This window comes from Pseudomonas sp. 6D_7.1_Bac1, from assembly GCF_025465945.1.
Lineage (GTDB): Bacteria > Pseudomonadota > Gammaproteobacteria > Pseudomonadales > Pseudomonadaceae > Aquipseudomonas.
The window spans coordinates 104,986-130,227 of record NZ_JANLNW010000051.1; the positions used below are offsets into that span (position 1 = coordinate 104,986).

At 55.3% G+C, this 25,242-nt stretch carries 24 protein-coding genes and 5 pseudogenes; 18 read left to right on the forward strand and 11 right to left on the reverse strand.

Annotation, left to right across the window (positions count from 1 at the left end; genetic code table 11):
- Positions 1–5 precede the first annotated feature (5 nt).
- The 3 genes from zapE to lpxO form a co-directional block, all read right to left on the reverse strand.
- Positions 6–1,124 (reverse strand): cell division protein ZapE, encoded by a 1,119-nt coding sequence (zapE, locus tag NTD87_RS12075; RefSeq protein WP_262114171.1) that lies wholly within the window; start codon positions 1,122–1,124, stop codon positions 6–8.
- Positions 1,125–1,225: 101 nt separating this feature from the next.
- Complete coding sequence (locus NTD87_RS12080) at positions 1,226–1,603, reverse strand: hypothetical protein (protein ID WP_262114172.1); 378 nt, start codon at positions 1,601–1,603, stop codon at positions 1,226–1,228.
- A 174-nt stretch (positions 1,604–1,777) separates the two neighbouring features.
- Positions 1,778–2,677: a lipid A hydroxylase LpxO gene (gene lpxO, locus NTD87_RS12085; protein WP_262114174.1), complete on the reverse strand. Its 900-nt coding sequence runs from the start codon at positions 2,675–2,677 to the stop codon at positions 1,778–1,780.
- Positions 2,678–2,980: 303 nt separating this feature from the next.
- On the opposite strand from lpxO, the gene NTD87_RS12090 reads away from it, so the two are divergent.
- Positions 2,981–4,306 (forward strand): serine hydrolase domain-containing protein, encoded by a 1,326-nt coding sequence (locus NTD87_RS12090; protein WP_262114175.1) that lies wholly within the window; start codon positions 2,981–2,983, stop codon positions 4,304–4,306.
- Between the two features lie 21 nt (positions 4,307–4,327).
- On the opposite strand, the gene NTD87_RS12095 is transcribed toward NTD87_RS12090, so the two are convergent.
- A complete protein-coding gene (locus NTD87_RS12095) occupies positions 4,328–5,875 on the reverse strand; it encodes a sensor domain-containing diguanylate cyclase (protein WP_262114176.1) in 1,548 nt (515 codons plus the stop codon).
- Positions 5,876–6,372: 497 nt separating this feature from the next.
- On the opposite strand from NTD87_RS12095, the gene NTD87_RS12100 reads away from it, so the two are divergent.
- The 5 genes from NTD87_RS12100 to NTD87_RS12120 all read left to right on the forward strand — a co-directional run bounded on the left by NTD87_RS12100 (position 6,373) and on the right by NTD87_RS12120 (position 12,681).
- Complete coding sequence (locus tag NTD87_RS12100) at positions 6,373–8,037, forward strand: bifunctional sulfate adenylyltransferase/adenylylsulfate kinase (protein WP_262114177.1); 1,665 nt, start codon at positions 6,373–6,375, stop codon at positions 8,035–8,037.
- Positions 8,038–8,054: 17 nt separating this feature from the next.
- Entirely contained in the window at positions 8,055–9,146 is a 1,092-nt protein-coding gene (locus NTD87_RS12105; RefSeq protein ID WP_262114178.1) for a sulfotransferase family protein, read from the forward strand.
- A 177-nt stretch (positions 9,147–9,323) separates the two neighbouring features.
- Complete coding sequence (locus NTD87_RS12110; RefSeq protein WP_262114179.1) at positions 9,324–10,445, forward strand: alginate lyase family protein; 1,122 nt, start codon at positions 9,324–9,326, stop codon at positions 10,443–10,445.
- Positions 10,446–10,776: 331 nt separating this feature from the next.
- Complete coding sequence (locus NTD87_RS12115) at positions 10,777–11,040, forward strand: hypothetical protein (protein WP_262114180.1); 264 nt, start codon at positions 10,777–10,779, stop codon at positions 11,038–11,040.
- 93 nt (positions 11,041–11,133) lie between these two features.
- A complete protein-coding gene (locus tag NTD87_RS12120) occupies positions 11,134–12,681 on the forward strand; it encodes a sensor domain-containing diguanylate cyclase (RefSeq protein WP_262114181.1) in 1,548 nt (515 codons plus the stop codon).
- A gap of 51 nt (positions 12,682–12,732) precedes the next feature.
- On the opposite strand, the pseudogene NTD87_RS12125 reads toward NTD87_RS12120, so the two are convergent.
- A pseudogene (locus NTD87_RS12125) lies at positions 12,733–12,840 on the reverse strand (lysis protein); the annotation flags it as partial.
- Positions 12,841–12,949: 109 nt separating this feature from the next.
- Here NTD87_RS12125 and NTD87_RS12130 point away from each other — a divergent pair.
- Positions 12,950–13,317 (forward strand): annotated as a pseudogene (locus NTD87_RS12130) (SOS response-associated peptidase family protein); the annotation flags it as partial.
- Positions 13,318–13,361: 44 nt separating this feature from the next.
- Positions 13,362–14,003 carry an immunoglobulin heavy chain variable domain-containing protein gene (locus NTD87_RS12135; RefSeq protein WP_262114182.1) on the forward strand — a complete coding sequence of 214 codons (642 nt, stop codon included), beginning with the start codon at positions 13,362–13,364 and terminating at the stop codon, positions 14,001–14,003.
- Positions 14,004–14,124: 121 nt separating this feature from the next.
- Here NTD87_RS12135 and NTD87_RS12140 read toward each other — a convergent pair.
- Positions 14,125–14,355, reverse strand: a pseudogene (locus NTD87_RS12140) (lysis protein); the annotation flags it as partial.
- 137 nt (positions 14,356–14,492) lie between these two features.
- On the opposite strand from NTD87_RS12140, the gene NTD87_RS12145 reads away from it, so the two are divergent.
- The 3 genes from NTD87_RS12145 to NTD87_RS12155 are packed head-to-tail and all read left to right on the forward strand — an operon-like array spanning position 14,493 to position 15,796.
- Complete coding sequence (locus tag NTD87_RS12145) at positions 14,493–15,272, forward strand: S24 family peptidase (RefSeq protein ID WP_410017487.1); 780 nt, start codon at positions 14,493–14,495, stop codon at positions 15,270–15,272.
- Between the two features lie 42 nt (positions 15,273–15,314).
- The gene (locus tag NTD87_RS12150) at positions 15,315–15,524 is read left to right on the forward strand and encodes a hypothetical protein (protein WP_262114183.1); all 210 of its coding nucleotides are present in this window, start codon (positions 15,315–15,317) and stop codon (positions 15,522–15,524) included.
- Between the two features lie 44 nt (positions 15,525–15,568).
- Complete coding sequence (locus NTD87_RS12155) at positions 15,569–15,796, forward strand: hypothetical protein (protein ID WP_262114184.1); 228 nt, start codon at positions 15,569–15,571, stop codon at positions 15,794–15,796.
- 445 nt (positions 15,797–16,241) lie between these two features.
- Here NTD87_RS12155 and NTD87_RS27865 read toward each other — a convergent pair whose 3' ends face one another.
- Both NTD87_RS27865 and NTD87_RS12165 read right to left on the reverse strand, forming a co-directional pair.
- Positions 16,242–16,460 carry a hypothetical protein gene (locus tag NTD87_RS27865; RefSeq protein WP_315975302.1) on the reverse strand — a complete coding sequence of 73 codons (219 nt, stop codon included), beginning with the start codon at positions 16,458–16,460 and terminating at the stop codon, positions 16,242–16,244.
- 346 nt (positions 16,461–16,806) lie between these two features.
- Positions 16,807–17,073 carry a hypothetical protein gene (locus NTD87_RS12165; RefSeq protein ID WP_262114186.1) on the reverse strand — a complete coding sequence of 89 codons (267 nt, stop codon included), beginning with the start codon at positions 17,071–17,073 and terminating at the stop codon, positions 16,807–16,809.
- A 212-nt stretch (positions 17,074–17,285) separates the two neighbouring features.
- Between NTD87_RS12165 and NTD87_RS12170 the strand changes: the two are divergent.
- The 5 genes and pseudogenes from NTD87_RS12170 to NTD87_RS12190 form a co-directional block, all read left to right on the forward strand.
- A pseudogene (locus tag NTD87_RS12170) lies at positions 17,286–17,429 on the forward strand (DUF1654 domain-containing protein); the annotation flags it as partial.
- A gap of 9 nt (positions 17,430–17,438) precedes the next feature.
- On the forward strand, positions 17,439–17,729 hold the full coding sequence (locus tag NTD87_RS12175) for a hypothetical protein (RefSeq protein ID WP_262114357.1): 291 nt from the start codon (positions 17,439–17,441) through the stop codon (positions 17,727–17,729).
- A 201-nt stretch (positions 17,730–17,930) separates the two neighbouring features.
- Positions 17,931–18,086 (forward strand): hypothetical protein, encoded by a 156-nt coding sequence (locus NTD87_RS12180; protein ID WP_262114187.1) that lies wholly within the window; start codon positions 17,931–17,933, stop codon positions 18,084–18,086.
- Positions 18,065–18,424: pseudogene (locus NTD87_RS12185) on the forward strand (site-specific integrase); the annotation flags it as partial. The gene NTD87_RS12180 and the pseudogene NTD87_RS12185, both read left to right, overlap by 22 nt.
- A 20-nt stretch (positions 18,425–18,444) precedes the next feature.
- Positions 18,445–20,034, forward strand: a complete 1,590-nt coding sequence (locus NTD87_RS12190; RefSeq protein ID WP_248798520.1) for an ABC-F family ATPase — start codon at positions 18,445–18,447, stop codon at positions 20,032–20,034.
- 74 nt (positions 20,035–20,108) lie between these two features.
- Here NTD87_RS12190 and pssA read toward each other — a convergent pair whose 3' ends face one another.
- Positions 20,109–21,452 (reverse strand): CDP-diacylglycerol--serine O-phosphatidyltransferase, encoded by a 1,344-nt coding sequence (gene pssA / locus NTD87_RS12195; RefSeq protein WP_262114188.1) that lies wholly within the window; start codon positions 21,450–21,452, stop codon positions 20,109–20,111.
- Between the two features lie 552 nt (positions 21,453–22,004).
- Here pssA and NTD87_RS12200 point away from each other — a divergent pair.
- Both NTD87_RS12200 and NTD87_RS12205 read left to right on the forward strand, forming a co-directional pair.
- Positions 22,005–22,379, forward strand: a complete 375-nt coding sequence (locus NTD87_RS12200; protein WP_262114189.1) for a DUF6124 family protein — start codon at positions 22,005–22,007, stop codon at positions 22,377–22,379.
- Positions 22,380–22,701: 322 nt separating this feature from the next.
- Entirely contained in the window at positions 22,702–23,481 is a 780-nt protein-coding gene (locus NTD87_RS12205; RefSeq protein ID WP_262114190.1) for a TSUP family transporter, read from the forward strand.
- On the opposite strand, the gene nudC is transcribed toward NTD87_RS12205, so the two are convergent.
- Both nudC and NTD87_RS12215 read right to left on the reverse strand, forming a co-directional pair.
- Positions 23,449–24,279, reverse strand: a complete 831-nt coding sequence (gene nudC / locus NTD87_RS12210) for an NAD(+) diphosphatase (RefSeq protein WP_262114191.1) — start codon at positions 24,277–24,279, stop codon at positions 23,449–23,451. The two genes, NTD87_RS12205 and nudC, sit on opposite strands and share 33 nt — an antisense overlap.
- Before the next feature lie 6 nt (positions 24,280–24,285).
- Entirely contained in the window at positions 24,286–25,098 is an 813-nt protein-coding gene (locus NTD87_RS12215; RefSeq protein ID WP_262114192.1) for a crotonase/enoyl-CoA hydratase family protein, read from the reverse strand.
- Positions 25,099–25,242 lie beyond the last annotated feature (144 nt).

A 25,242-nucleotide genomic window follows, 5' to 3' on the forward strand; every position in this document is an offset into this window, starting at 1 on the left:
GTGTTTCAGGCCTCGGCAAAGCGCTGCAGTTGCATTTCCTTCAGCCGGCTATGGGTCCGGCGAAACGGGAATTCCAGGTAGCCCTCGGTGTACAGCTCATCCATCGACACCTGCGCTTCGACGTACAACGGCACTTTACGGTCGTAGCACTCATCGACCAGCGCGATAAAGCGCCGCACGCTGTCGTCGTGTACCGACAATTGCGGCAATTCACGGTCGCCGGCCTCGACGCGTTCGGCGCCATCCTCGGTGCCCCTGGCGATGCGTCCGGGCCGTTGGTGAGCACTGAGATTGGGCACTTCGCTTAACAGAATAGTGCTGAAGCGATCACACAGCGCCATGAAGTCCATCGCCGCGAAAGGTTGCTCGCACAGGTCCGCGTAACGGCACCAGAGCACGGTTTCACTGGCTTGCACCGCAATCACCGAGCGATAGCCGATGGTCACGGGATCGCTGGACACTGGCTGTCCTTCAGTCAGTTTCTTGAACACTTCGCTCATCGGGCTGGGCTGACCGGGTGCGCTGACCCAATAACGTTGCAGGCCCTTTCCTGGATGCAAGCGGTGATCTTCGCCACCGTCCACTGCCACCACCTGCATGTGGCCCTTGATCGCAGCAATCGCCGGCAAGAACCGGTCACGGTTGAAACCGTCCGCGTACAACTGCTCCGGTGGTTGATTGGAGGTGCAGACCATCACCACACCTTCGTCGAACATCACCTGGAACAGCCGCCCGAGAATGAGTGCGTCGCCGATGTCGTTCACGAACAACTCGTCAAAACACAGCACCCGCACATCCCGGCTCAGCTCACGGGCCAGTGCCCGCAACGGGTCAGCGGTGCCAGTGAGTTGAAACGAGCGCTGGTGCACCCAGCCCATGAAATGGTGAAAGTGTTGACGCCGGGCCGGGACCCGCAGGCTTTGGTAGAACTGATCCATCAACCAGGTCTTGCCGCGCCCGACCGGCCCCCAGAGGTAAACCCCGGTGATCGGCGTCCGGCCCTGATGCAAGGCTTCGTGACAATGCTGCAACGCCAGAACGGCGTGCTGCTGCGCTGCATCCGGGACGAAGCCTTTTTGCAAGAGGGCATGGTGGTAAGCGCTGAGAGGCGAATCGAAGGTCATACCGGTCTGTTTCGCAGCGGAAAGTGCGAAGTATGGCATGGCCGTGCGACTGTTTTGCAGTCGATCGCTGGCACGCCAGCGCCACAACACATCAATGCCACTCAGTAATTGCTGGTGTCCGGGTCTCGGGGCGGTGGGTTGGACGGGATATACGGTTTGACCGAACCCGGCGCAGTGCCGCTGCGCGGATAGCCGTTGCCGATCCCGCCGTTTTCAAGGGTTGGCGGACGGGGAACCGGTACGGTAGTCGATCCGCGAACGGCCGGCGCGTTGGGCTGGGTGCCTTGCATACTGTTAGGGTTGGCCCGGCGAATCGGACTGTTGTAGGGGTTATCGGTGTTGTCAGGAAGATTCTGGGCGAGAACGACCGGCTCCCCCACCACTGCAGCCAGCATGCCGATATCTGCGCCGGCCTGGGCCAGAGTGCCAAGCAAGCCACTCAACGCCAGCGCGGTGGTCCCAAGCACAAACCTGTTCATGGTGGAGTTCCTCCCATACATGCAGATTGGGTCTTCGCTTACACGCTACGCGCAGGGTTCGCCCCTGTGAAGAAAATACTCCAGTGCAGATGTAACACCGATTGACCGCACTATAGACCGGCGGGGAAACCTCAACACAGCGTCAGCAAGGACTGCTGACGCCGTTGATCGTGCTTATATCAAAACAATAATGGCCAGCAAACCGCCGAAAATCGCCCACTTTTCCAGGTAGTAGCGCGTCCGGTTACGTTTTTTCAGTTCTTTACCACGCAGGCGGACTTTGTAGATCTTGCCGAAGAACCGGTTCAAGCCACCGGTTTTATCGCCGGCGTCGTTAGGCGCGCCGGCAGCGGACATCACGTTGCGGCTGAACCAGCGATTGAATGCTGTTGCCCAGCGGTACTTCATCGGACGCTCGATGTCGCAGAACAGGATGATGCGGTTCTGCTGGGTGGTGTTCTCGGCGTAGTGGATGTACGTCTCGTCAAACATCACCGCCTCGCCGTCACGCCAGTGATAACGCTCGCCGTCGACGTCGATGTAGCACCCCTCATCGTTAGGCGTTTCCAGGCCCAGGTGGTAACGGTACGAGCCGGCATACGGGTCGCGGTGACGGACCAGCTTCGAGCCCGGCGGCAATTCAGCGAACATCGCCGCCTTGATCGAACCGATGCTTTGCACCAGCTCTGTCGTACGCGGGCAGAGCTTGGTGGCCGACGGGTGGCTGTCGCCATACCACTTCAGGTAAAAGCGCTTCCAGCCGGTTTTGAAGAACGAGTTGAAACCCACATCGTCGTATTGGTCCGAGCGCTTGATCTCCCCTGCCCTGAGCAGGTTCTGGCCTTCGGCGCGGATTTCCTGCCAATTGGCCTGCAACGGGCTCAGGTCCGGGAAGTCGGCCGGATCGAGGTAAGGCTTGTTGGGGATTTTCGAAAACAGGTAGAGGAAGCAGTTGATCGGGGCCAGAAAGGTCGAATGATCACTCAACTGGCGACTCAGTTTGTGTCGGATACGGCCACGCAAATGTACATACGCGATGGATAAAACGTAGAGGGAGACAATGATCAGCTTCACGGGAATTCATCACAGTTCAGAAGAGTACATGCCGCGCGCCACAAGGCTGATATGAACGCAGCGTCCGAGATTCAACTATCAAGTAAATCGGTAAAGCATGGGAGTTTGAGCAAAAAGCTAGCTCTTGGCCACTGGTTCGTATTCTAGTCACACTTTGTAACCAAGGGTTAACTTACATTTGTGAAAATCTGTGGGGAATTCGAGCCAGAAAAACACCTGTTCAGCTCAACAAACACAGGGCACCATGGGTAGCTGCCGATGCCTGCCAGCCGGGCGCACCCCCTATTCATGGATGAATGCTTGATGATCTTAGCCGCACTTTCCAGACACCTTCATACACGCACCGCGGCGTTGCTCGCCATTTTGGCCGCCTCGACGACCTTCGCGAGCGAGTTTCCCGATGCCGCCGCCAGCGACCCGGCAACACTGGGCTGGATGGTCGGCACGCCACCGCCCGCCGATCGCATCGTTCGCTTCGAAGATGGCAGCTACTTCAAGTTTCCGGCCCTGCGCTGGAGCGTCTCGAATTTCCGTCAGTTGATGCCCACGCTCAACGTCTCGCGAGGGCTGGGGTCCCCCACGGCGCTGCCAGAGGCGCTGGATGAACACATCAATGCGCTGACGTTCAAAACCCTCGATTCAAAACAGTCGCTGACCTGGGAGCAATCGCTGGCGGCCACCTATACCGACGGGATTATTGTTCTGCATCGTGGCAACGTGGTCTACGAGCGCTATTTCGGCGTGCTGAAACCTCAAGGCCAGCATGCCGCAATGTCCGTCACCAAGTCGGTGATCGGCACCCTGGGCGCGACACTGGTGGCAGAAGGTCGTATCGACCCTGACAAGCATGTCGCCGATTACGTACCCGAGTTGGCAAAATCAGCCTTTGGCGAGGCTACCGTGCGCCAGGTGCTGGACATGACCACGGGTCTCAAATACAGCGAAGACTATGCCAACCCGAACGCTGAAGTCTGGGCTCACGCCAACGCCGGCAGCCCGCTGCCCAAGCCGAAGGATTACCAGGGGCCACGCAGCTACTATGAGTTTTTGCAGACTGTACAGCTGCAAGGCCAGCACGGTGTCGCCTTCGCCTACAAGACCATCAACACCGATGTACTGGGCTGGGTGATCGCCCGGGCAACCGGTCAAAACGTTGCGCAGTTTCTCTCGGAGCGTATCTGGGGTCGCCTGGGCGCCGAACAGGATGCCTACTTCACCGTGGATTCGATCGGTACACCGTTTGCTGGCGGCGGCCTGAACACCGGCCTGCGTGACATGGCACGCTTTGGCGAGATGCTGCGCAACGACGGCCAATTCAATGGTCAGCAAATCCTGCCCAAAGCCGTGGTCGATGACATACGCCACGGTGGCGACAAGGCCGCTTTTGCCAAAGCCGGGTATGGGCTGCTGCAAGGCTGGAGTTATCGCAACATGTGGTGGGTCAGCCACAACCCGGATGGCGCGTTCATGGCTCGCGGCGTTCACGGGCAAAGCATCTACATCGATCCGAAGGCAGAAATGGTGATCGTGCGCTTCGCTTCACATCCGGTAGCGGGCAACGCAGCCAACGATCCGGTCACGTTGCCGGCCTTCGACGCGCTGGCCCAGTATCTGATCAAGCAGCCTTGAGGAGTTGATGAGCTGCCGAGACTAATCTGAAATAACTGTCCTGTTTCTCCCGCTGGACTTGGCAATGTATAGCGCTTTATCGGCTGTACCGACAAGGCTTTCGAGAGTATCAACTTCCGCTCCAGAAAGCGCGCTAATGCCAATGCTAATAGTGACCACCCCTAATGGGGACTCATTATGTTGTATTTTGTTTTGTTCCAAATCGAGTCGGATCTTTTCAGCGAGCAGAAAAGCCCCAACATAATCTGTGTTTGGAAGTACAATGGCGAACTCCTCGCCGCCGTATCTGGCGGCAAGGTCGCCGATACGATTGGCATGTTTTTTAATTATTGAACCCACGGCCTTCAGGCATTCGTCGCCCTGAACGTGGCCGTAGTGGTCGTTGTAACTCTTGAAGAGATCAACGTCGATCATGATGAGTGCTGTGCCATCCAGCCTGCGCTTTATTCGAGCAATTTCAGCCTCTATAAAAAAGTCAAATTGACGTCGATTGGCAAGCCCTGTAAGTCCATCTTCCAGAGCCATTAACCCAAGAACCTTATTCGCTTCAATATATTTCTTTTGGGATGCCTGCAATTCTCTTTGCGCTTGAAGTTGTTGGCTCATAAGCCTGACAAGTCGATAACCTATAAACCCAAGGATTGCCAGTAATATGGAGGATATGATTAAGCTGGCAAAGGATTCCCTCCGCCAGTCAGAAAGTATTTCATTTTTATCAAATGCAGCAATAACGACAAGAGGGTACCCATTGATACGTCGAAAACTAATTACCCGCTCTACGTTGTCTATAAATGACCTTATGGTTGCAGTGCCTGAGCTTACATCAGGTTTCAATAGTGCGAATATTTGACCCTTTGATATGTTGGTGCCAACGTCCAAGTCGCGAAATGGTTTGCGCACAACAATATTACCGCTTGAGCCCACCAAGTTGATGAGGCCATTTTTCCCCATGTCTACGCCGTCGTACAGGCTGAGAAAATAGTTAAGATAAATTGTAGCGATCGCTACCCCGGCAAAACTCCCGTCAGGATGGTTGACTCGGCGCGATACCGGCATGATCCATTCATTTGTTGAGCGACTAAGGATCGAAGGGCCAAGATAAGGACCGAGGTCGGCATGGTCACGATGGTAAATAAAGTAATCGCGATCCGAGTTGTTTGCGCCGGCTGGAATCTTGTCATTTGAGTTAAGTAGCCGGCGCCCCTGTTCATCATATATAGAAAAGCCATGTATTTGAGGCAGGCGCTTTTGTTGGGCTTTAAGTAACCCATCGAGTCTTTTTAAGATTTCCGCGTCACTGCCTTCAGACTCCAGACGTTCCTTCACGCCTAACAGCACCGTGTCCGCCTGAGTTATAGTTGCCTCGATATTGGACGATAAGGTCTTGGAGAGACTTGACATCTCGGTTTCTTTGTCGCGCAAATGGTATTCCAGGGAGTTGAAGACCCCCCAGGTGCTTATCGCGATTAGTGAGAAACACACTACTGCAACGAAGAGGACTACATGGCCGACCTTGAGTTTGGTATCAGTCCACTCGGCGGCAAAAAACGAGGCTTTCTTTGTCAGCATTGAGTCTCATCCCTAAGACAGAGGATCAGGACAAGCGTAGCTCATATTTCGCTGGGGTAGAATTTTTTGCAATTAATCCGGATGGGCATACAGGGTCAGCTGTGCGGTCTCGAAAAACGGGGGGCTTGCTCATTGAGCTCTGCCCTGGCGTGCCGCTCTCGAAATAATCGATACGGAAATTCAAGATAACTATCTTTACGCCGAACGGAATCAACCTCATGACCAAAGCGATTGAATTGCAAGTGCATTTATGAAGAAACATTGCATTCACACATTCAATTCAGCATTAAACAACATTGCACATCGCGACAGGCCGACTACTTTAAGAGGAAGGACTGCCACACCTTTGTAAGCGGCAGACAAGAAATTGACCCGTGATTACCGCTCATGCTCCACGCTATACCAACACTATGTTTTTATGATGATTTTAACGTTTGTGTACCCACGTTATAGCGACGTACTGAAGCCTCTCCATTAGATTATAAAAAGGAGACACCATGATAAAACCTATAGAGAAATTACGGGTGTCGTCCCTTCCTTTCTGGATACTCTCTGCACGGCAGCTTTGCGATCTGGAGTTGATCCTTAACGGGGCCTTCTCCCCGTTGACGGGCTTTTTGGGCGAAGACGACTATGCCTGCGTTGTTCGCCATATGAGATTGACTTCTGGCGCCCTTTGGCCAATTCCCATTACATTGGATATCCCGCAAACTCTGGCCCTCGAGCTGACGCTGGGCGCGGAGCTGGCTCTGCGTGACCCGGAAGGCGTTACGCTTGCCGTACTGACCGTTGATTCAATCTACCAACCCGACCATGACATCGAAGCGCTAGAGGTACTGGGTACCCTCGACAGGGGCCACCCCGGCGTAGCGGCGTTGTATCGCCAGCATCGTTTCAATGTCGGCGGCCGCCTTAAAAAAGTTGAACCCATTACACATTATGATTTTACTGACTTGCGTTTGTCGCCCATTCAAGTCAGAGACGAGATAGCACGTCGCGGCTGGGAGACAGTCGTCGCCTTTCAGACACGTAATCCAATGCACCGTGCCCATGTGGAGTTAACGCAGCGAGCCATGAAACAGGTCAATGCTGCCTTGTTGCTACAGCCAGTAGTGGGACTGACCAAGCCTGACGACATTGATTATTACACCCGTGTCAGGTGCTACAAGCATGCACTCAAGTCTTACGCCCCCGACGTCGTTTTGCTGTCACTGCTGCCGCTGGCCATGCGTATGGGCGGCCCCCGCGAAGCAATTTGGCACGCCCTGATTCGCAAGAATTTTGGGGCGACGCATTTTATCGTGGGCCGTGATCACGCCGGACCTGGCAATGATATGCACGGCAAAGCGTTTTACGCCCCCTATGCCGCCCAAGAGATGGCATTGGAGCATGCGCAAGAAATCGGCCTTCATATTCTTGCCTTCGAGGAAATGTTGTATCTCGCGCAAGAGCAGCGTTATGTCCCTGCCTCGCAGGTGCCGCCTGGCGCAGATGTGCTGAGCTTGTCGGGAACAGCCATCAGGGAAAAGCTGGCCAGCGGTGCCGAGATTCCAAATTGGTTCAGTGCACCCGATATCGTGGCAGAACTACGTCAGTCTTATCGTCCGAAACAGCAGCAAGGATTTGTCCTCTTCTTTACAGGACTGTCTGGCGCTGGCAAATCGACGATCGCCAATGGCGTTGCCGTGCGACTGCGCGAAGGAGGAGGACGCGTCGTCAGCTTGCTGGATGGCGATGTTGTCAGACAAAAACTCTCCAAGGGCCTGGGCTTTTCAAAAGCAGACCGTGAGACCAATGTCGAACGTATTGGCTTTGTGGCGGTAGAGATCGCTCGGGCCGGTGGTGTCGCGCTGTGCGCGTGCATTTCACCCTACGCAAGCACACGCCAGGTATGCCGAGAGTTGGCCATGGATCATAAGACGGCCTTTTTTGAGATCTACCTGGCTACGAATTTGGAGGTCTGCGAGCAGCGTGATCGCAAGGGCTTGTATGCCAAAGCGCGGGCCGGGGAATTAAAGGGTATGACCGGTATTGATGCTCCCTACGAACCGCCTCTTTGTCCCGACTTGCAGATTGATACCGCATGTTTAAGTGTGAACCAGTCGGTGGAGTTGATTATTTCCAGCCTGATCAAGCTGGGCTATCTCCCCCACCACTCATGAACCCTGAGGAGAAGGATGTGAACATCACTAATAAACAGGTGTCCGACGGCAACGCACGTCCAAGGCCCATATTGATGATTCCATTACGTCGGTGCGGTAGTCACGCGTTGCGGCTACGCCTCAATCTTAATCCACAGTTCCATTCACCTTATCCAGTACACATCGCTGATTTCATGCCGGTTGTTCCCCTGTACGGTGACCTTGCAGATGACAATGCCTACTTTCGCATGGTGGTCGATGTCGTCGGCCTGCAGGCGGCAAGCATAGTCAAATGGCCAGGCGCCTCCTTCGATCCGATCGATATCTTCGAGAGGGTCCGCTACGAGGAACCACGAAGTGTGCATCGAATCGTTTGGGAGCTGCTGCTACGCTCCGCAGAACAGCATCAAGCGCAAGTAGTAATGGACAAGTCTCTCGACAATGTGCACTACGCTCATGAACTGATGCAAACGTTTCCACATATGCTACTTCTCAATGTCGTGCGAGATCCACGCGCTCAAGTTGCGTCGATGAACCGCGCAATCATTCATGACTTCGACACGTTGATTAACACGCAGACATGGGTTGCTGCGCATCGTGCAGCCCAGTCCTTGATCGAGCGATACCCGGAGCGCGTGCTGACAATACGTTATGAGGATTTTCTTCTTGATCAAGAGGCTACGCTTAAACGGATATGCCATTTCTTCGGCATTCATTTTTTGGACAAAATGCTGGAGATTTCCGAATCACAGGAGGCAAGACAGATCTCACAGATATCGGCGCTTTGGTCATCAAACTGCTTTCCACCTATTGCTGCGAACATCGACAAATTTAAAGTACAACTGAAAACTCATGAAATCGAAATTATCGAGACCTTGGCAAAGGAGTTCATGTTGCGATATGGATATGAGCTGATGACGGACGCTGATTTTGCATTTGACTCCCACATGCTGGTGACCGCCACTGAACGCTCAAATGATGCCAAGGGACTTGCGTGGCGAGAGTTAGAGCAGAGGAATTTCCAAGACTACATTTTGCGCCAGTACCGTGCGGACTACCTGGCTTCTGTGCGCGGCCGGCTCGAACGAAGGATAATCACATCTGCTCCATCCCTACAGGGGCGGTCATAAAGGTTCGGTAATCATGATGATTGCCCCACCCCACCGTCGCTTGCCAATGCAGAGCGGCAGCGGAGCTGCTTTTACCTCATTGGTTCCGGCCCGCAGGTTTCAGTTCCCTTGGGGGCTTGGCCGAGGCACACCCGCAAATATTCCATGCGTTGGTAAACGCGAACGGACGTTAACTGTATGACTCTTCGTAAACTCGCACCAAAACGGCCTTCCACCCGGGTTCGAAACTTGGCTGCCACCGTCCTCTGGCTCCTGGTCTGCACGGGCTGCGCTGTCCAGGAAGCCAGCCATGCCGCAACTTCTAAGGCAGTGACTCCCGGCAAGCAGGTGGCATGGCCAAGTGCTGAGCTGGTTGATTCGCTACGCGCGTCACCAGAGCGATGGTCCGCACTACGTGCGACGTGCGATCGGAACCTTGACTACACCCCTCATCCAGTCGCTGATTTCACACCGCCACCGCACTATGTCGATCGGGCAGGCGAGCAACGCATCGCCAAGTCACTGGGAGACGACGGCCACACCGCCTATCGTGAGGCGCTGTGTTTCGCGCTGAGCGGCGATCGGCGATACGCGCAAACGAGTGAGCGCATACTCGATGCGTGGGCGGCAGGCGTGCAACACATAGACCGCGGGCAAGGTGCCGCCGATTTCAACTTCACATTTCCCGAGTATGTGTTGGCCGCGGCGATGCTTCGTGCCGACAGTCAGTGGCATGACGCTACGTTCAAGAGCTTCCTGCGCGAACGAGTGCTGCCCCTTTCGGTAGCATCGCGATCAAACAACTTTGGCAATTGGGGGGTGCTGCTTGAAGCAAGCAGTGCCGCCTATCTCAATGACCGCCGCCTCATGGAGCAGGCAATAAGTCGCTGGCGCGCCCTGATGCTCAGTCAAGTGTCGTCAGATGGATCAATGGCGGCTGAAATCTGTCGGAGCAACACAACGGATTGGTGTGGCGGACCCGATAAAGGGGTAAACGGCCTTGCGTATACACACTATACGTTGCTGCCCACGACACTGGCGGCGGAAGTCTTGCGCAATGAGGGTTTCAACGTTTATGCGAGCAACGCTGGCCAGCAACTTGCCTTGGCCTATGCAAGGGCAGCGGGCTGGACCTTGCATCCGGAAACCTTCCCTTACTACGCCAGCAACGGTGGGCACCTGAATGGTGTGCGCAACGCGGCATATTTTCGGATTTTGCAGCGCAGGGTTCCCCGTACTGACGGCGGTGTTGCCATTCACCAGGGTAATCTCGGAATGGATGGATACGAAATCGCCTTGTTGTATGGAGAGGTTCAGTAAGTCGTTGCCCTACCCTCATGCCATCGACGAGGAACGCTTCCCATGCCCTGGAGTTCGCCAAAGAGCAGGCCGAACGTCGGATGCAGTATGCATCGGGGTTTTCTGGTAGGTCATGAGTAGCAAATACGGGGGGCTATCCCCCTCCAAGACACAGCAAAACACTCCAGTTGGTATCAAAATTGGTATCAGCTGGTGAGCCCTCCTCCGGCGTCCTGCCGACCGTACACCACCCAATATCCTACAGCTCGTCGCCCGATCTTCTCCTGAGTGAAAACCATCAGCAGCATAGTCACTGTTCGACTAGGCTCAATCTCTCAACAGGAGCCAAGCCATGAAAAACAAGGATCAGGATCAGCTCTACTCCGCTCTCTATCATTTAAATCTAACGCAGCTTGCTATTGGTTCAGCCCTTGAAGACCTGACAGCATTGATTGAGCAGATCAGTTGCCTCGAATCACCGATGTCAACGTCTCTAAGGCGTCAATTATCGACTATTGAGCGAAACTCCGATCGCTCCTGTGAAGCTATCTATTCGCTCATCAGCTCGCGCCAAAAACCCGAAGCGCTCTGGTCACCCCATACCCATACCCGCTAGCCACCATTTTTTCGCCTCATGCTCACAAATCAATACTTGGGCAGTAACTCGACGCTCGCGAACGCGCGCCCTCGAGTCTAAGGACAGGACGCAATGCTCACAAAAAAAGCCTCAATTTTTGCCGCCGAATGGACCGATGCCAAGCTCAAGGTCGGTCATGTAGTCCTATTCGTTTCGGTGGTGTGCATTTCATTAATAGCGATCAGCACCTGGGGAGTCTTCAACTCTCTGGAATATCACCTGCACGACAAAGAGACCGAGATGTCAAATCTCTCCAAGACTTTGTCATCCAATATCGAGGCGGCTCTCACCCAGGCTGATTCAGTGCTTTTAGGAGTGAAAGAGCGCCTGGAGTCTGAAGGTAGCGATGCGGAAAATTTAAAAAAACTAGATGAGTTACTTAAAATTCAACAAAAACGCCTACCTCAAATACACGGTTTTTTTATCTATGATGAACAAGGGCGCTGGTTACTGAACTCGAACGATATAATCCCAGCTGGCGCAAACAACTCAGATCGCGATTATTTTATTTACCATCGCGACCATGCCGACCTCGTTCCTTATATTGGCCCTTCGATACGTAGTCGCTCAACAAATGAATGGATCATGACTATATCACGCCGAATCAATCATCCTGACGGGAGTTTCGCCGGGGTAACGATAGCTACGATCTACCTTAACTATTTTCTCGGCCTTTACGATGGTGTAGATATGGGGGCAAACGGCCTCATCAACCTGGCAACATCAAGCGGAAGTATTATAGTACGTAAACCATTCCGCGATTCAGACGTCGGACTTAACATATCAAATGGATCAATCTTCCCCATACTAAAACCGGACATGAGTTCAGGCACTGCAACCATAAACTCATTTATAGACGGAGTAGAGCGGGTCATCGGTTTTCGCCGCATTAATGGATACCCGCTTATAGTCATCGCGGCATTTGACAGAAACGAAATACTTGCTGATTGGCGAAGCGAATCCCTTGCCAGTTTAATCATATCTTCAACATTGCTAACAATTCTTAGCTTCATAGGTTACCGACTTATCAAACTCATGAGCCAGCAGATTCAAGTGCAAAGAGAATTGCAGGCATCCCAAAGAAACTACATCGAAGTCAATAAAACCCTCGGATTAATGGCCTTCGAAGATGGGCTCACAGGGCTTGCCAACCGACGTCAATTTGATTTTTTCATAGAGACTGAAATTACTCGAATAAAGCGCAGGCTAGACGGCACAGCACTCATCATGATCGACGTTGACCTTTTCAAGAATTACAACGATCACTACGGCCACACACAAGGTGACGAGTGCCTGAAGGCCGTGAGTGCCATAATTAAAAAGCACGCAAATCGAATCGGCGATCTTGCCGCCAGATACGGCGGCGAAGAATTTGCCATTGTGCTTCCAAATACAGATTATGTCGGGGCTTTCCTGCTAGCCGAAAAGATCCGACTCGATTTAGAGCAAAGCAAAATACAACATACTAAATCGCCGCTAGGGGTGGTCACTATCAGCATTGGAGTTAGCGCGCTTTCTGGAGCGGAAATTGATACTCCCAAAAGCTTGGTAGACACTGCGGATAAAGCGCTGTACATCGCCAAATCGAGCGGGAGAAACAGAACAGTTATTTCAGACTAGTTTTTGCATCATGTCAGTTTTGCTTCGCCCCCACATCAACAAAGCAATTGTTCACCGGACCACTTCTTTGACGTACGCCTGACACGCCGCCAGCGCAATCAGTCCCTGGTCACCGGCGTCGGTGATGCCAATAACTCGTTGAGCATGCGCCGGGGCAAGTCATGGGCGCGCTCCGCCATGATCCACGCTTCCGCCGCCGGTATTGGTTTTGTACGGAGATGAGCAGCCCCGCACTCAGCTATGCTGAAATCTCCACTGGAGGACTTTGCCAAACCGCGCCATTACGCCAATCGACGGGTGGTATGAGTGGGTAGATGAAGGTGGCCCCAAGAAACAGCCCTACCTTATCCGGCGCCGAGATGGTGCCCCTGCCTTCTGTGCCTCCATCGGCCAATTTCCCGACAGCGATGAAGGCCCTGGAGAGCATGACGGGTTTGTGATCATCACCGCCGGCCAGTGGTGCTTGCACCGGAGCTGGCGCGGGAGTGGCTGGTCCTGGTCACGCCAAAGGAGCGCGCCGAGCAGATGGTGCTGGACCAAGGCGAATCTGCCGATGTGTTTGAGTGGTTCAGAGTCGGACTTAAGGTAGGTAATGTACTAAATCAAGGAGCAGAGCTAATAAGGCGAGAAAACTGATAAAGATTCGTAGAACCCAAAAACGCCCACAAGGATGAATAAAAATGATTTCAGTATATACAATTGGACATGGATTTGAGCATACAGGAAAGCAAATAAACACGGAGCGCTGTACAGTTTATAAATTTGTCCCGTCCGGTTTTATGCATGACGGGCGGAATAACAAAAAAATAATTGACGGTGGTTATGATGCATTGATGAACAGCGATACCTCCTCCCCAGATACAGAGTTAGCGTCGAGAGCAAAGACCGTAGCTGGCGGGGTTAATCCAGAAGGGGCCGCCTCTTTTGGATCAGAGGCAATGATGTTCTATAAATACCCTCCGGGTCATGCCATGAACGAGATGTACGGAGTCACAACAATAGACACATACAAAGACAAGTTCTCGGAAACATTTGGCCCATCCGCAAATGATCAAAAGTCAGAAGCGTACATTTCACTGACAACAGAAAACACCGGAACCCTTTACAGAAGCACAGTAGACCCAAGCAAATATTACTTTGTGGGCACGCTAAACCCTAAAGAAACAAGATCCCACTTCAAATTATCAAGCTTAATTAAAGGCCTCCAAGCATACTTCATCAACGAAGAAATAAAAATCCATTGGACATGCTGCCGAGTCCATATACCACTGGACAAAGTAAGCGACACAGAAATAAGGAGCTGGATAACATCCGAACTATAACAATGTGGCTATTGTAATTAAATCATCAATTACAATAGCCACACCAGTAAGCAGATGCCACGCCCACAAAATTTCGTGAGCAAGGAGTGCGGCATTTACTGATGTATTCATGCAGCCCCAGCTACTTGGACGTAGACAATTCTTTAACGAAGGACTGGCAAGCCTGCAGCGCGATCAGTCCCTGGTCGCCGGAGTCGGTGATCCCGATAATTCGTTGAGCATGTGCTGGGTCAAGTCGGGCGCGCGCTCCTCCATGAACCACGCCGCCGGCGCCGGTAGCGGTTGGCACTGCGCAACTACCGGCTGAATCCGCTGCGTCGATAAGGACTGACAGCCGTAGATCGGAAGTAGCCCAACCGGAAACGGTGCTTTGATCAACCTTGAGCTTTTCAGCGGCCTCCTGGGTGCCGAAGAAGGCAACAAGGTCCTTATAAATACTTTTCATGCTGCCTCTCCATACGGGAATACCCATATGATATGGTTATGGGAATGCCGATTTGCAGGAGTACGGGAGCGCCCGTAATACTTCGCGGATGGAATTTAAAGAACGACTCAAAGCCGCCCGTCGACACGCCAAGCTCAATCAGACTGAGCTCGCCGAACGCGCAGGCCTCACGCAGACCTCAATCTCCGACCTCAATCTCCGACCTCGAGCGTGGGAAATCGAAGGCGACAGCCTTTGCTGCCCAGATCGCCTCTGTGTGCGGCGTTTCGCCGATGTGGCTCGCTGAAGGAGTCGGCGACATGCTCAATGCCACCCCAGACGGGCGTATCCAGCCAAGCGTGTCGATGTCAGACATCTGCCCTTGGGACGACAACACTCCTCTCGATGACGACGAGGTCTACGTTCCTTTCCTGCGCGAAGTGGAACTGGCCGCCGGCTCAGGCCGGTTCGTGATCGAAGAAAGCGACAGCGCCAGGCTGCGCTTCTTCAAGAAAGACCTCCGGCACAACAACGTGCAATTCAGCAACGCAAAGTGCGTGGTCGTCAGCGGTAACAGCATGCTGCCGGTGCTGCGCGATGGCGCGACCGTGGGCATCCACGTCGGCAAGAGCTCGCTGGGCGATATCGTCGATGGCGACATGTACGCGATCGCCCACCACGGCCAGCTCCGCGTAAAGCAGCTCTACCGCCTCCCTAGTGGCATCCGTCTGCGCAGCTTCAACCGTGACGAGCATCCGGACGAGGACTACACCTTCGCTGAGATTCAGGATCAGCACATCGCGATTTTGGGACATGTGTTCTGGTGGGGAATGTTTACCCGCTAAAATTTGAAAGACAAAGCAATGCCCTGCAGAAGGGTTACTGAAATGCCGAAGAAACTGCCGGAAGGTAAAGTAGCAGCGACCGCTGCTGAAATTGAGCACTCTATCCAGGCCCTGAACAAAATGGCTGAACGCCTTTGGGGTGATGGCCGGGAATCTGAGGCCAAAGCCCTCCTCGATGCCTTGGATGCATTAAACCGGGCCCTCGATCGAATCAGGATTGGAGAGAGTCGCAGGGTTGCGACCCTTCATTAAAGCTTACGAGTCAGTCGGCGCGACGTAGATTTGCAGGAGGTTCCATGCCCTTCACCAAACCCAATCAAGAGCTGCGCCGTGAGCTCAAGGACGTGGCGTCTAGTCTTGAGCAAGCCGCAAGTGAAGTGCTCAGCCTCACCAAGGGCTGCCAGGGCGAAGAGGTGACAGCCGTCCTGAAGCTTATTGCAAAGCTGTATGAGGATGCGGATCGGCTTGCTGCGCTTGCTGATGAGGTGAAGGCGGGAAAGATTGTGCGGGGCAAGCCAGTATAGTTTTTGAACTAAGACGCCAATCAAACCCCGGCCCTATACCAAACCTTCTGTTTCTGCTCTGTCATACCTTCGTCACATCCACCAAGCACAATGCGGTCAGCCAAAGGGATTTGGCTCCATCTATAGAGAGCCCGCCAACTGCGGGCTTTTTCATTCCAGCGTTTCGTCGCCCCGCCTTGGCCGCCACCAACCTGATCTACACTGAGATCAGCTGACGGATCAGCGCCCCTTCGACAGAGAGCCCGCCACCTGCGGGCTTTTTGTTAGTAGTCGTCTGCGTGCCCTCACGGTGACGCCTTCTGTCGGAAGTCTGAGAACTATAGACAAGGCTATGCGTCCTAATTCATGCAAACCCTCCCCCAATCGGTGGAAGCAATCATGCTTTTGAAGAAGACGAATCTCGTTAGCTGTGATGACATGCGTAATGATGCTGGCCGCAGCGCCTTTACTCCCAATGTCCTCTGCCTATGCAAAAAGTGGTGGCGGTGGTAACAGCGCAGGTCACGGCAGCAGTAGCAGCGGAGAGGGAGTAGGTCATTCTGCCGATGCTGACAGCAATGGCCGTAGCGAAGGCCAAGAAGTCGATCATGACGGTAGAGCCGTCAGGGATCACGGCATCAGTGGCCATCACACTGGCCGCACTCGTAATGACAGCAAAGGCCATGGCGTGGCTACTTCCGGGATTGCCCACTCCAAAACAACGCACGGACTTACAAAGGCCACTGCGATCTCAACGACCACACCAGGAGATCACAACTCAAAGGGCCTGAGTAAAGCGACTACTTCCAGCACCAAACAAGATCAGTAAGCCCAACCCTTACTGACGTACGAGCGTTTCCATGCTCTCGTGCGATGCAGAGAGCCCGCCATGTGTGGGCTTTTTGTTGCCTGCCCTCCCCAGCTGCTACGTTTTCGATTCTTCGAATGAAACCGACCCATGCCTGATCAATACCCCTCCCCGACTGAGGCAACCCACTCGAGCCACAGAGCTCGCTACCTCTCGACCTGCCTCAGTGAGCAATATCACGATGAGACAGTTTTTCAGGAGCGCTTCCGGCTACTTGAACCAGAGCTTCTAGCAATTCTTCGGTGTGGTTTATTGACTCGCGAATTTCATCAAATGCCTCGTCGAGAGCCTGCTCAATAGCAAGCACTGGCGTACCACGCAGCGTCTCTTGAATCTCAAGCTCGTCCCGCTTGAACTGCGATAGGCTGGCGCGCAACCCCTCTAATCGAAGAGATATCTGTGAGATATGGTATTGGCGGCGCTGAACCATGATGCTTCTCCTGCTGAGCTCCCATACCTATTTAGAACTCTGTCTGCAAAGAGATGTTCAGCATTTCCTGACCAAAGGATTCGATCACGGCAAAAGTTCTTTAGGAATTTAATACAGATTCGAATCCCCCACTTCCTTCCGCCCTTGCCAAAATATGGCAGGATACAAATACTGTATATGCATACAGTAAAAGCGCGAAGCGCACATTGCATTTGTCTACATCCGCGGCAAGTAAACCCAGAAATTCTTATGAGCTTGTCGGTCGACGCATCCAGCAACTAATTGCGGCGCCCAGCGTCCAGGAGGAACAAGCCATTGTCGTATCCAGGCGCAAGGACGAAAGCCCGGAAGTATGGCAGCAGGTAATGCTGGCTGAGCGCATCTCAACCTTTGCAGCCAGCGACCGGCTGCGCGAGATCATCGACGCCAACGTCGAGAAGATGTTCAAGGACCTGGCCATCACCAACCACCGAGAAATGCTCGGTTGTTCAACTCAACTCAGAGGATACGACCATGGAATAAACACCTCACCCGAACTGTTCCTCATGAACACGGCGGGCGCGTCACGTAGGAAGGTAAGCCCGGTTCGCCGGGCTTTTCATTGTCGAAACCAGTCGCATGCCCTTCCCCTCGCCCAACGGCAAATATCGGGATGACAAGGGCAGCCGAGTGTTTTCAGCAACCAAACAGTTGGAGGCAATCATGAAAACCGCACCAATCCAAAATGCCCATAAGCCCCGTCCCGACGTCCACGATTGCGCGAAGGGGCGGATGCATGACCCTGCAGCCAGGAAAGTCGTTACCACTATGCCGGGCGGGTATATCGCCTAACGCACACCGCCGATCTGGAGGCGATCATGAACGCAGCATTGAAAATTTGTCAGGCTTTTCACGATGCGCAGTTGCCTCCTGGGGTATGCGACACCGAAGAAGAGCACGAATGGCTAGAGCATGCCGCCGAGCAACTGGTATGCGGCTCTGACATAACGTTGAAGTGGCGCTTCGCCGGCTGAAAGGTGCTGGAGCACTGAAAGAGCTACCTTATGTCTTTCCGCCATCTAAGATGAGCGAGCACATCAAGCAAACCTCAGACCTGCACCATCAGTGGCGACCAGCCCTGGAAAAGCTGAGTATCCGCTACCGTCCGCCATATAACTGTCGTCATACGTATGCGACAATATGCATAATGTCTGGCATGAACCCCGCATTCATATCACAGCAGCTCGGCCATAGCGTGCAGATGTTGCTGTCGACCTATGCCCGCTGGATAAACTCAAGCTCCGATTGGAGCGAGCTGGAAAAACTGAAAATTGGTATCAAATCGGTATCAGCAGAACCCAGCCTCAGCTAAGTTATTGATAGGTAAGCTCTTTGATCTCCACAGCAAATATCACGATGCAGTTCGGCGCCAAGCCGTTGTTCGAGAACGTTTCGGTCAAATTTGGTGCTGGTAACCGCTATGGCCTGATCGGCGCCAACGGTTGCGGCAAGTCGACCTTCATGAAAATCCTCGGCGGCGACCTCGATCCGTCCGGCGGCCAGGTCATGCTCGAGCCGAACGTGCGTCTGGGTAAACTGCGCCAGGACCAGTTCGCCTACGAAGAATTCAGCGTGCTCGACACCGTGATCATGGGTCACGAAGAGCTGTGGAAGGTCAAGGCCGAGCGTGACCGCATCTACTCGCTGCCGGAAATGACCGAAGAAGACGGCATGGCGGTCGCGGAGCTGGAAACCGATTTCGCCGAGATGGACGGCTACACCGCCGAATCCCGCGCCGGTGAATTGCTGCTGGGCCTGGGTATCGGCATCGAGCAACACAATGGCCCGATGAGCGAAGTCTCGCCCGGCTGGAAACTCCGCGTCCTGCTGGCTCAGGCACTGTTCTCCGATCCGGAAGTCCTGCTGCTCGACGAACCGACGAACCACCTGGACATCAACACCATCCGCTGGCTGGAAAACATCCTGACCCAGCGCTCCAGCCTGATGATCATCATCTCCCACGACCGTCACTTCCTGAACAGCGTCTGCACCCACATGGCGGACCTGGACTACGGCGAGCTGCGCCTGTTCCCGGGCAACTATGACGAGTACATGACCGTGGCGACCCAGTCCCGCGAGCAGTTGCTGTCGGACAACGCCAAGAAGAAAGCGCAGATCTCCGAGCTGCAATCCTTCGTCAGCCGCTTCTCGGCCAACGCCTCGAAAGCCAAGCAGGCCACTTCCCGCGCCAAGCAGATCGACAAGATCCAGCTGGCCGAAGTCAAGCCGTCGAGCCGCGTCAGCCCGTTCATCCGCTTCGACCAGACCAAAAAGCTCCATCGCCAGGCAGTGATTGTCGAGCGTATGGCCAAGGGCTTTGACGGCAAGACCCTGTTCAAGGACTTCAGCTTCACCGTTGAAGCCGGCGAGCGCGTGGCGATCATCGGTCCGAACGGGATCGGCAAGACCACCCTGTTGCGCACCCTGGTCAACGAACTGACTCCGGACGCAGGTACCGTCAAGTGGACCGAAGCGGCCGAACTGGGCTACTACGCCCAGGATCACGCGTCGGACTTCGAAGACGAATCCAACCTGTTCGACTGGATGGGCCGCTGGACCAAGGAAGGCGAGCAAGTGGTTCGCGGCACCCTGGGCCGCATGCTGTTCTCCAACGACGAGATCCTCAAGTCGGTCAAGGTGATCTCCGGTGGTGAGCAAGGCCGTATGTTGTTCGGCAAGCTGATCCTGCAAAAGCCGAACGTGCTGATCATGGACGAACCGACCAACCACTTGGACATGGAATCCATCGAAGCGCTGAACCTGGCGCTGGAAAACTACCCGGGAACGCTGATCTTCGTCAGCCACGACCGTGAGTTCGTATCGTCCCTGGCTACTCGAATCATCGAGCTGAGCCCAAGCGGCGTGATCGACTTCAGCGGCACCTACGATGACTACCTGCGTAGCCAGGGCGTAGTGTTCTAAAAGCAGCCTTAAGCTTTCAGCTGCATGCTCCAAGTAAAAGCCCCGTCCATGTGACGGGGCTTTTGCGTTTTCGGTTACAAGATGCGATAGAGCAAACTCTCGATCCGCACCCGACTGACCCGACGCAGAAACTTGCTCACCGCCGGTGGGTACTCCAGCAAGGTTTCCAGTTGCTGATAGCGCTCAATGCGGCTGGTGTTGCGCATGATCTGCGCCAATTCGCTGCGCCGGGGTTCCTGCAATTCACCTTTGGGATCATCGATCAGCAAAGCGTTCTCCAGGTCCAGGCGGAACGCACGCGGGTTGAGGTTGTTGCCGGTCAACAAGGTGTAGCGCTCGTCGATCCACATGCCTTTGAGGTGATAGGTGTTGTCACCGTCGCGCCACAGATGCAGGTTCAACTGACCGCTGTCGATCACCCGCTGGTGGCGCTTGGCAAAGCGTCGCAGGCTGATTTCGTAGAGATACGGTAACGCTGCGATCACCTTGAACGGCTCGCTCGGCGGGATATAGAAGTCGTTGGCGGTCTTGTCGCCGACAATGATGTCGATCCTCACCCCGCGTGCCAGTGCACGGTTGATCTCACGGGTTACCGGCAATGGCAGGTTGAAATACGGCGTGCAGATGGTCAGCTGATGGTGAGCGCTGGCAATCAGTTCACAGATGACCCGGCTCAACACATTATTTTTACCGACCCCGAGCAGCGGGCTCACTGACAGACCGCCCTTGACCAGCGTTCCCGCCGTAGTGTCGTACGTCGCGTGCTTGAGGCGGCTGCGCAGGTCGCCGATATCGTTGCGCAGGCTGCGCGTGGTCGGCAGGTTCGGTGTGTCGAGACGGTGCACGGCTTTGGAAGCGATCAACCCGTGCTGCACCAGGTGTTGCATGGAGTCGGCCAGTGCGCGGTTGTGCAGCAGGTGATAACGATCGAAACGGTATTTGTCGAATTTGTGCAGATAGACGTTGTTCAGGCTGGCGCCGCTGTAAATCACACTGTCATCGATCACGAAGCCTTTCAAGTGCAACACACCGAACAGCTCGCGAGTCTGCACCGGCACGCCATACACCGGCACTTCGCTGGCGTGTTCGCGGGTCTGTTGCTGATACCACGCCGAGTTGCCAGGCTGCTTGCCGGCGCCGATCAAACCGCGCTGCGCCCGCAGCCAGTCAACCACGACCACCACGTCCAGTTCCGGGCGCGCCGCTTTAGCGGCGTGCAAGGCATCGAGGATTTCCTGGCCCGCTTCGTCGTGTTGCAGATAGAGCGCGACGATATAGATGCGCTGGGTCGCCTGAGCGATCTTCTCCAACAGGCAACGACGAAACTCGGCGGCGCCAGAAAGGATGGAGACCGCATCGGCGGTCAGCGGAAAACTGCGCAGCTTGGGCAGTAGAGAGCGTTTGAAAAGCGACGGCATAGGGCTCGCAAAAGGGTCGAATCCGAAGAACCCGAGAGCTTACACCATGTGTGGCGAGGGGGCTTGCCCCCCGTGGACTGCATAGCTGCCGAAAATGCCGAGAATGTGGTTTCTGATTTACCGCTCACTATTCTTTTGGACCCGCTTCACGGCCGAACGCGGCCTCGCGGGCTCGGCAGCTGCTACGGGTGTTTATGCTTGACGTCACAACCTCAGTCGCGGGCTACAGCGCCTTGCGTTGCGGCCTACACTTGCGCCAGAATCCGCCGGCTTGTGCGTCTTGGGCCTGACCCCTATTGTTTCCGTGTCGCTGTCACTTCAGCGGCACGGGCTTGGCGGCCCGGTATTGAATGCGTGCAACAACGCCCCACAACATGATTGACGGCACTTTTGGGTGCCTGCTCTCCTGTGTCATGGCGGGTTGCCCAAGGATCCCTTCGGGGATGCCGGCATTTTTACGCTTTGAGCCGGTCCGCCAAACTTGTGTAACCCGCCACCCAATCTGCTTGGCGGCAGACGGTGGTAACTCACAATGACAAAGCGAGGTTCACCATGTTCAAAGCCACCCCCAATCCCCCCGAAACCGATCCGGTTTCCCCCTACGCCTCCCTCGATTCAAAAGAACTCCACGCCGCCGCGCACCGTGCGCTCGATCACTACCTGGTGCTACCTGAGACCAAGGCATTGCTAGCCGACCGACGCCCCGGCTGCATTTTCGTCATCGCCCCCGACGTCGACAGCGAAACCCTGCTGGCCCACGCCTGCGAAACCCTCGCCTCGGCCAATGTCATGGCCAGCGATCTGGCTTTCGACCTCGAAGGCCCCAAGCGCAATACCGCACTGGCGATTCAGCAGATGATCTCGCTGGCTGAACTGGCGGTGAATCGCGCACTGGATCACCTCGACCCACCGGACTCGCCGGAGTAGCAGACAAGCGCCAGGCCCCCCGTAGCAGCCGTCGAGCCAGCGAGGCTGCGTTCGAGGACGCAGTCCTCGCCAATCCTGTGCACGCGGTTTACCTGAAAGAACGCGCTGCCTGAATTTACGACCGCTTCGCGGCCGAACGCAGCCTCGCGGGCTCGGCAGCTGCTACGGGCCGGACTCGCCGCAGTAGCGGACCAACGCGCTGATCGTTCCCATGCGCGTGGGAACGATCATGTCAGGTATTAGAGCGGTCGCAGGGGGCGGCGGTTATGGGTAAGATGGCGCCCTGCCTTAACCTCTCTGCCCCGCCGAATAAGTCGACCTCATGCCTTTCGAACTCAGCGTAGACCTCACCACTCTGGCCATTTTGGCCATCGTCGCGTTCATTGCCGGTTTCATCGATGCCATTGCCGGCGGTGGCGGTCTGCTGACCACCCCGGCGCTGCTCACCGCCGGCCTGCCGCCGCATCTGGTGCTGGGCACTAACAAGCTCAGCTCGACCTTCGGCTCTGCCACCGCCAGTTTCACCTTCTACCGACGCAAGCTGTTCCACCCCAAGCAGTGGATGCACGCGATTATCGGGACCCTGGTGGGTGCACTCACCGGCGCGATCGTTGCGCACTACCTGCCGGCTGAATGGCTGAACAAGATGCTCCCGGTGATCGTCTTCGCCTGTGGCGTGTATCTGCTGTTTGGCGGCACACCGAAAGCACCGCTGGACAGCGACGCACCGATCAAGAAGAAGTGGCAGTCGAGTCAGGGTTTCAGTCTGGGCTTCTACGACGGCGTGGCCGGTCCCGGCACTGGGGCGTTCTGGACCGTCAGCAGCCTGCTGCTCTACCCCATCGATCTGGTCAAGGCCAGCGGCGTTGCGCGCAGCATGAACTTCGTCAGCAACATCGCAGCGCTGTCGGTGTTCATGTTTTCCGGGCAAGTGGACTGGATCATCGGCCTGAGCATGGGCCTGTCGGTGATGGTCGGCGCGTTCTTTGGTGCACGCACCGCCATCAGCGGTGGGGCGAAGTTCATTCGCCCGGTGTTCATCACCGTGGTGCTGGGCTTGACTGTGCGTCTAGCCTGGCAACACTGGTTCAGCGTGGCCTAAGCGCCGCGCTACATAGACGTCGATCAGGTAGCGGGCAATCGAGCGCGACGCCGGCAACGGCGGCAGCGCATGGATGTTGAACCACTGGGCGTCTTCAATCTCATCGACTTGCGGCACGATCTCGCCGCCGGCGTACTCGGCATGAAAGCCGAGCATCATTGAATGCGGGAACGGCCAGCACTGGCTGCCCAGGTACTGGATGTTCCTGACCTCGATCTGCACCTCTTCGCGCACTTCACGAATCAGGCAATCCTCGGCCGACTCGCCGGGCTCGGCAAAGCCTGCCAGGGTGCTGTAGACACCGGCGACAAAGCGCGGCGAGCGTGCCAGCAGGACTTCGTCGCCACGGGTGATCAACACGATCATGCTCGGCGAAATCCGTGGGTAGCTGCGCAAATCACAAGGTTCGCAGTACATCGCCCGCTCACGCGGCAGCTGCGTCATGCGCTGGCCACAGTTGCCACAAAACCGGTGTTCGCGCGCCCAGGTGCCGATTTGCGCGGCATACCCCAGCACCTTGTAGAGCGTGTGATCGCCCTCGAGCATGAACGCTCGCAGGCCTTTCCAGTTGCAGCCCGACACCTCGCTGGACGCCTTGAGCTCCAGCAAATACACCGGCTCGCCATCCAGGTAACCGATGCCGTGCTCAGCGAGAATCGACAGGTCCTGACGTTTCAACCATTCCCGTGGAAACAGCGCGCCATTGTCGTCAAACAAAAAACCTTCAGGGCTGCGGGCCACGGCCCAGCCACCCGTCAGGTCGGTGTCGAGTACTGCAGTGGTCCAGCGTGAGTTCATGTGTGCTCAGTCCAGAAATTCGGGTTTCTGCTTGCTCATCGATGCCGCCATGGCGACCCGCAGGTCGGTGGATTGCAGCATCGCGGCGTTCCAGGTTGCGATGTATTCCAGGCCATCGTTGATGCTGTGATCGCGCATGTAGCTGATCATCTCTTTGGTCCCGGCAATCGCGATCGGCGATTTTGCCGCAATTTCACGGGCAATGCCCATCACCCCATCCAGCAGGCTGGCCGTGTCCGGATAGATACGGTTGACCAGGCCAATGCTACGCGCTTCCTCGGCGCCAAAGGTGCGACCAGTGTATGCCAGTTCGCGCAGCATGCCGTCACCGATGATCCGCGGCAAGCGCTGTAAGGTGCCAACGTCGGCGGCCATGCCCATGTCGATTTCCTTGATCGAGAATTGCGCGTCTTCAGCGGCATAACGCATGTCGCAGGCGGAAATCAGGTCGATGGCGCCGCCCAGGCAATAGCCCTGAATCGCCGCCAGCACCGGTTTGCGACAGTTGTCGACCGCGTTGAACGAAGCTTGCAACGCCAGGATCTTGCGCCGTAGCAGACGCGCATTGCGGCCCACGTCCTTGCCCATTTCATTGGCCACCGAAGCCAGCATCATCAAATCGATGCCCGAAGAGAAATGCTTGCCGGCACCGCTGATCACCACTGCGCGAACTTCATCGGTATCGTCGATCCACTGGAAGATTTCGATGATTTCAGTCCAGAACACCGCGTTCATCGCATTGATCTTTTCCGGGCGGTTGATCTGCACATGGGCGATGTTGTCGGTCAGTTCGACACGAAAGGCTTGGTATTCGGACATGGCAGTGATCCTTGCTGGCGCTGTAAATGAGGCCAGAACTATAACAAGTCATCACGCGTGGCTGTAAGGCAGTGCATCGGCCAAAAGCGGGACTGAACGTTCGCAGTCCACGCTGGCGTCTACACTGGCAGGGTCAGGCCTTTA

Coding starts and splice junctions, on each gene's coding strand:
- zapE (WP_262114171.1), bottom strand. CDS start 1,124: ATGACCTTCGATTCGCCTCTCAGCGCTTACCACCATGCCCTCTTGCAA.
- NTD87_RS12080 (WP_262114172.1), bottom strand. CDS start 1,603: ATGAACAGGTTTGTGCTTGGGACCACCGCGCTGGCGTTGAGTGGCTTG.
- NTD87_RS12090 (WP_262114175.1), top strand. CDS start 2,981: ATGATCTTAGCCGCACTTTCCAGACACCTTCATACACGCACCGCGGCG.
- NTD87_RS12095 (WP_262114176.1), bottom strand. CDS start 5,875: ATGCTGACAAAGAAAGCCTCGTTTTTTGCCGCCGAGTGGACTGATACC.
- NTD87_RS12100 (WP_262114177.1), top strand. CDS start 6,373: ATGATAAAACCTATAGAGAAATTACGGGTGTCGTCCCTTCCTTTCTGG.
- NTD87_RS12110 (WP_262114179.1), top strand. CDS start 9,324: ATGACTCTTCGTAAACTCGCACCAAAACGGCCTTCCACCCGGGTTCGA.
- NTD87_RS12115 (WP_262114180.1), top strand. CDS start 10,777: ATGAAAAACAAGGATCAGGATCAGCTCTACTCCGCTCTCTATCATTTA.
- NTD87_RS12120 (WP_262114181.1), top strand. CDS start 11,134: ATGCTCACAAAAAAAGCCTCAATTTTTGCCGCCGAATGGACCGATGCC.
- NTD87_RS12135 (WP_262114182.1), top strand. CDS start 13,362: ATGATTTCAGTATATACAATTGGACATGGATTTGAGCATACAGGAAAG.
- NTD87_RS12145 (WP_410017487.1), top strand. CDS start 14,493: ATGCCGATTTGCAGGAGTACGGGAGCGCCCGTAATACTTCGCGGATGG.
- NTD87_RS12150 (WP_262114183.1), top strand. CDS start 15,315: ATGCCGAAGAAACTGCCGGAAGGTAAAGTAGCAGCGACCGCTGCTGAA.
- NTD87_RS12155 (WP_262114184.1), top strand. CDS start 15,569: ATGCCCTTCACCAAACCCAATCAAGAGCTGCGCCGTGAGCTCAAGGAC.
- NTD87_RS27865 (WP_315975302.1), bottom strand. CDS start 16,460: ATGGCCTTTGCTGTCATTACGAGTGCGGCCAGTGTGATGGCCACTGAT.
- NTD87_RS12165 (WP_262114186.1), bottom strand. CDS start 17,073: ATGGTTCAGCGCCGCCAATACCATATCTCACAGATATCTCTTCGATTA.
- NTD87_RS12175 (WP_262114357.1), top strand. CDS start 17,439: ATGCTGGCTGAGCGCATCTCAACCTTTGCAGCCAGCGACCGGCTGCGC.
- NTD87_RS12180 (WP_262114187.1), top strand. CDS start 17,931: ATGAACGCAGCATTGAAAATTTGTCAGGCTTTTCACGATGCGCAGTTG.
- pssA (WP_262114188.1), bottom strand. CDS start 21,452: ATGCCGTCGCTTTTCAAACGCTCTCTACTGCCCAAGCTGCGCAGTTTT.
- NTD87_RS12200 (WP_262114189.1), top strand. CDS start 22,005: ATGTTCAAAGCCACCCCCAATCCCCCCGAAACCGATCCGGTTTCCCCC.
- NTD87_RS12205 (WP_262114190.1), top strand. CDS start 22,702: ATGCCTTTCGAACTCAGCGTAGACCTCACCACTCTGGCCATTTTGGCC.
- nudC (WP_262114191.1), bottom strand. CDS start 24,279: ATGAACTCACGCTGGACCACTGCAGTACTCGACACCGACCTGACGGGT.
- NTD87_RS12215 (WP_262114192.1), bottom strand. CDS start 25,098: ATGTCCGAATACCAAGCCTTTCGTGTCGAACTGACCGACAACATCGCC.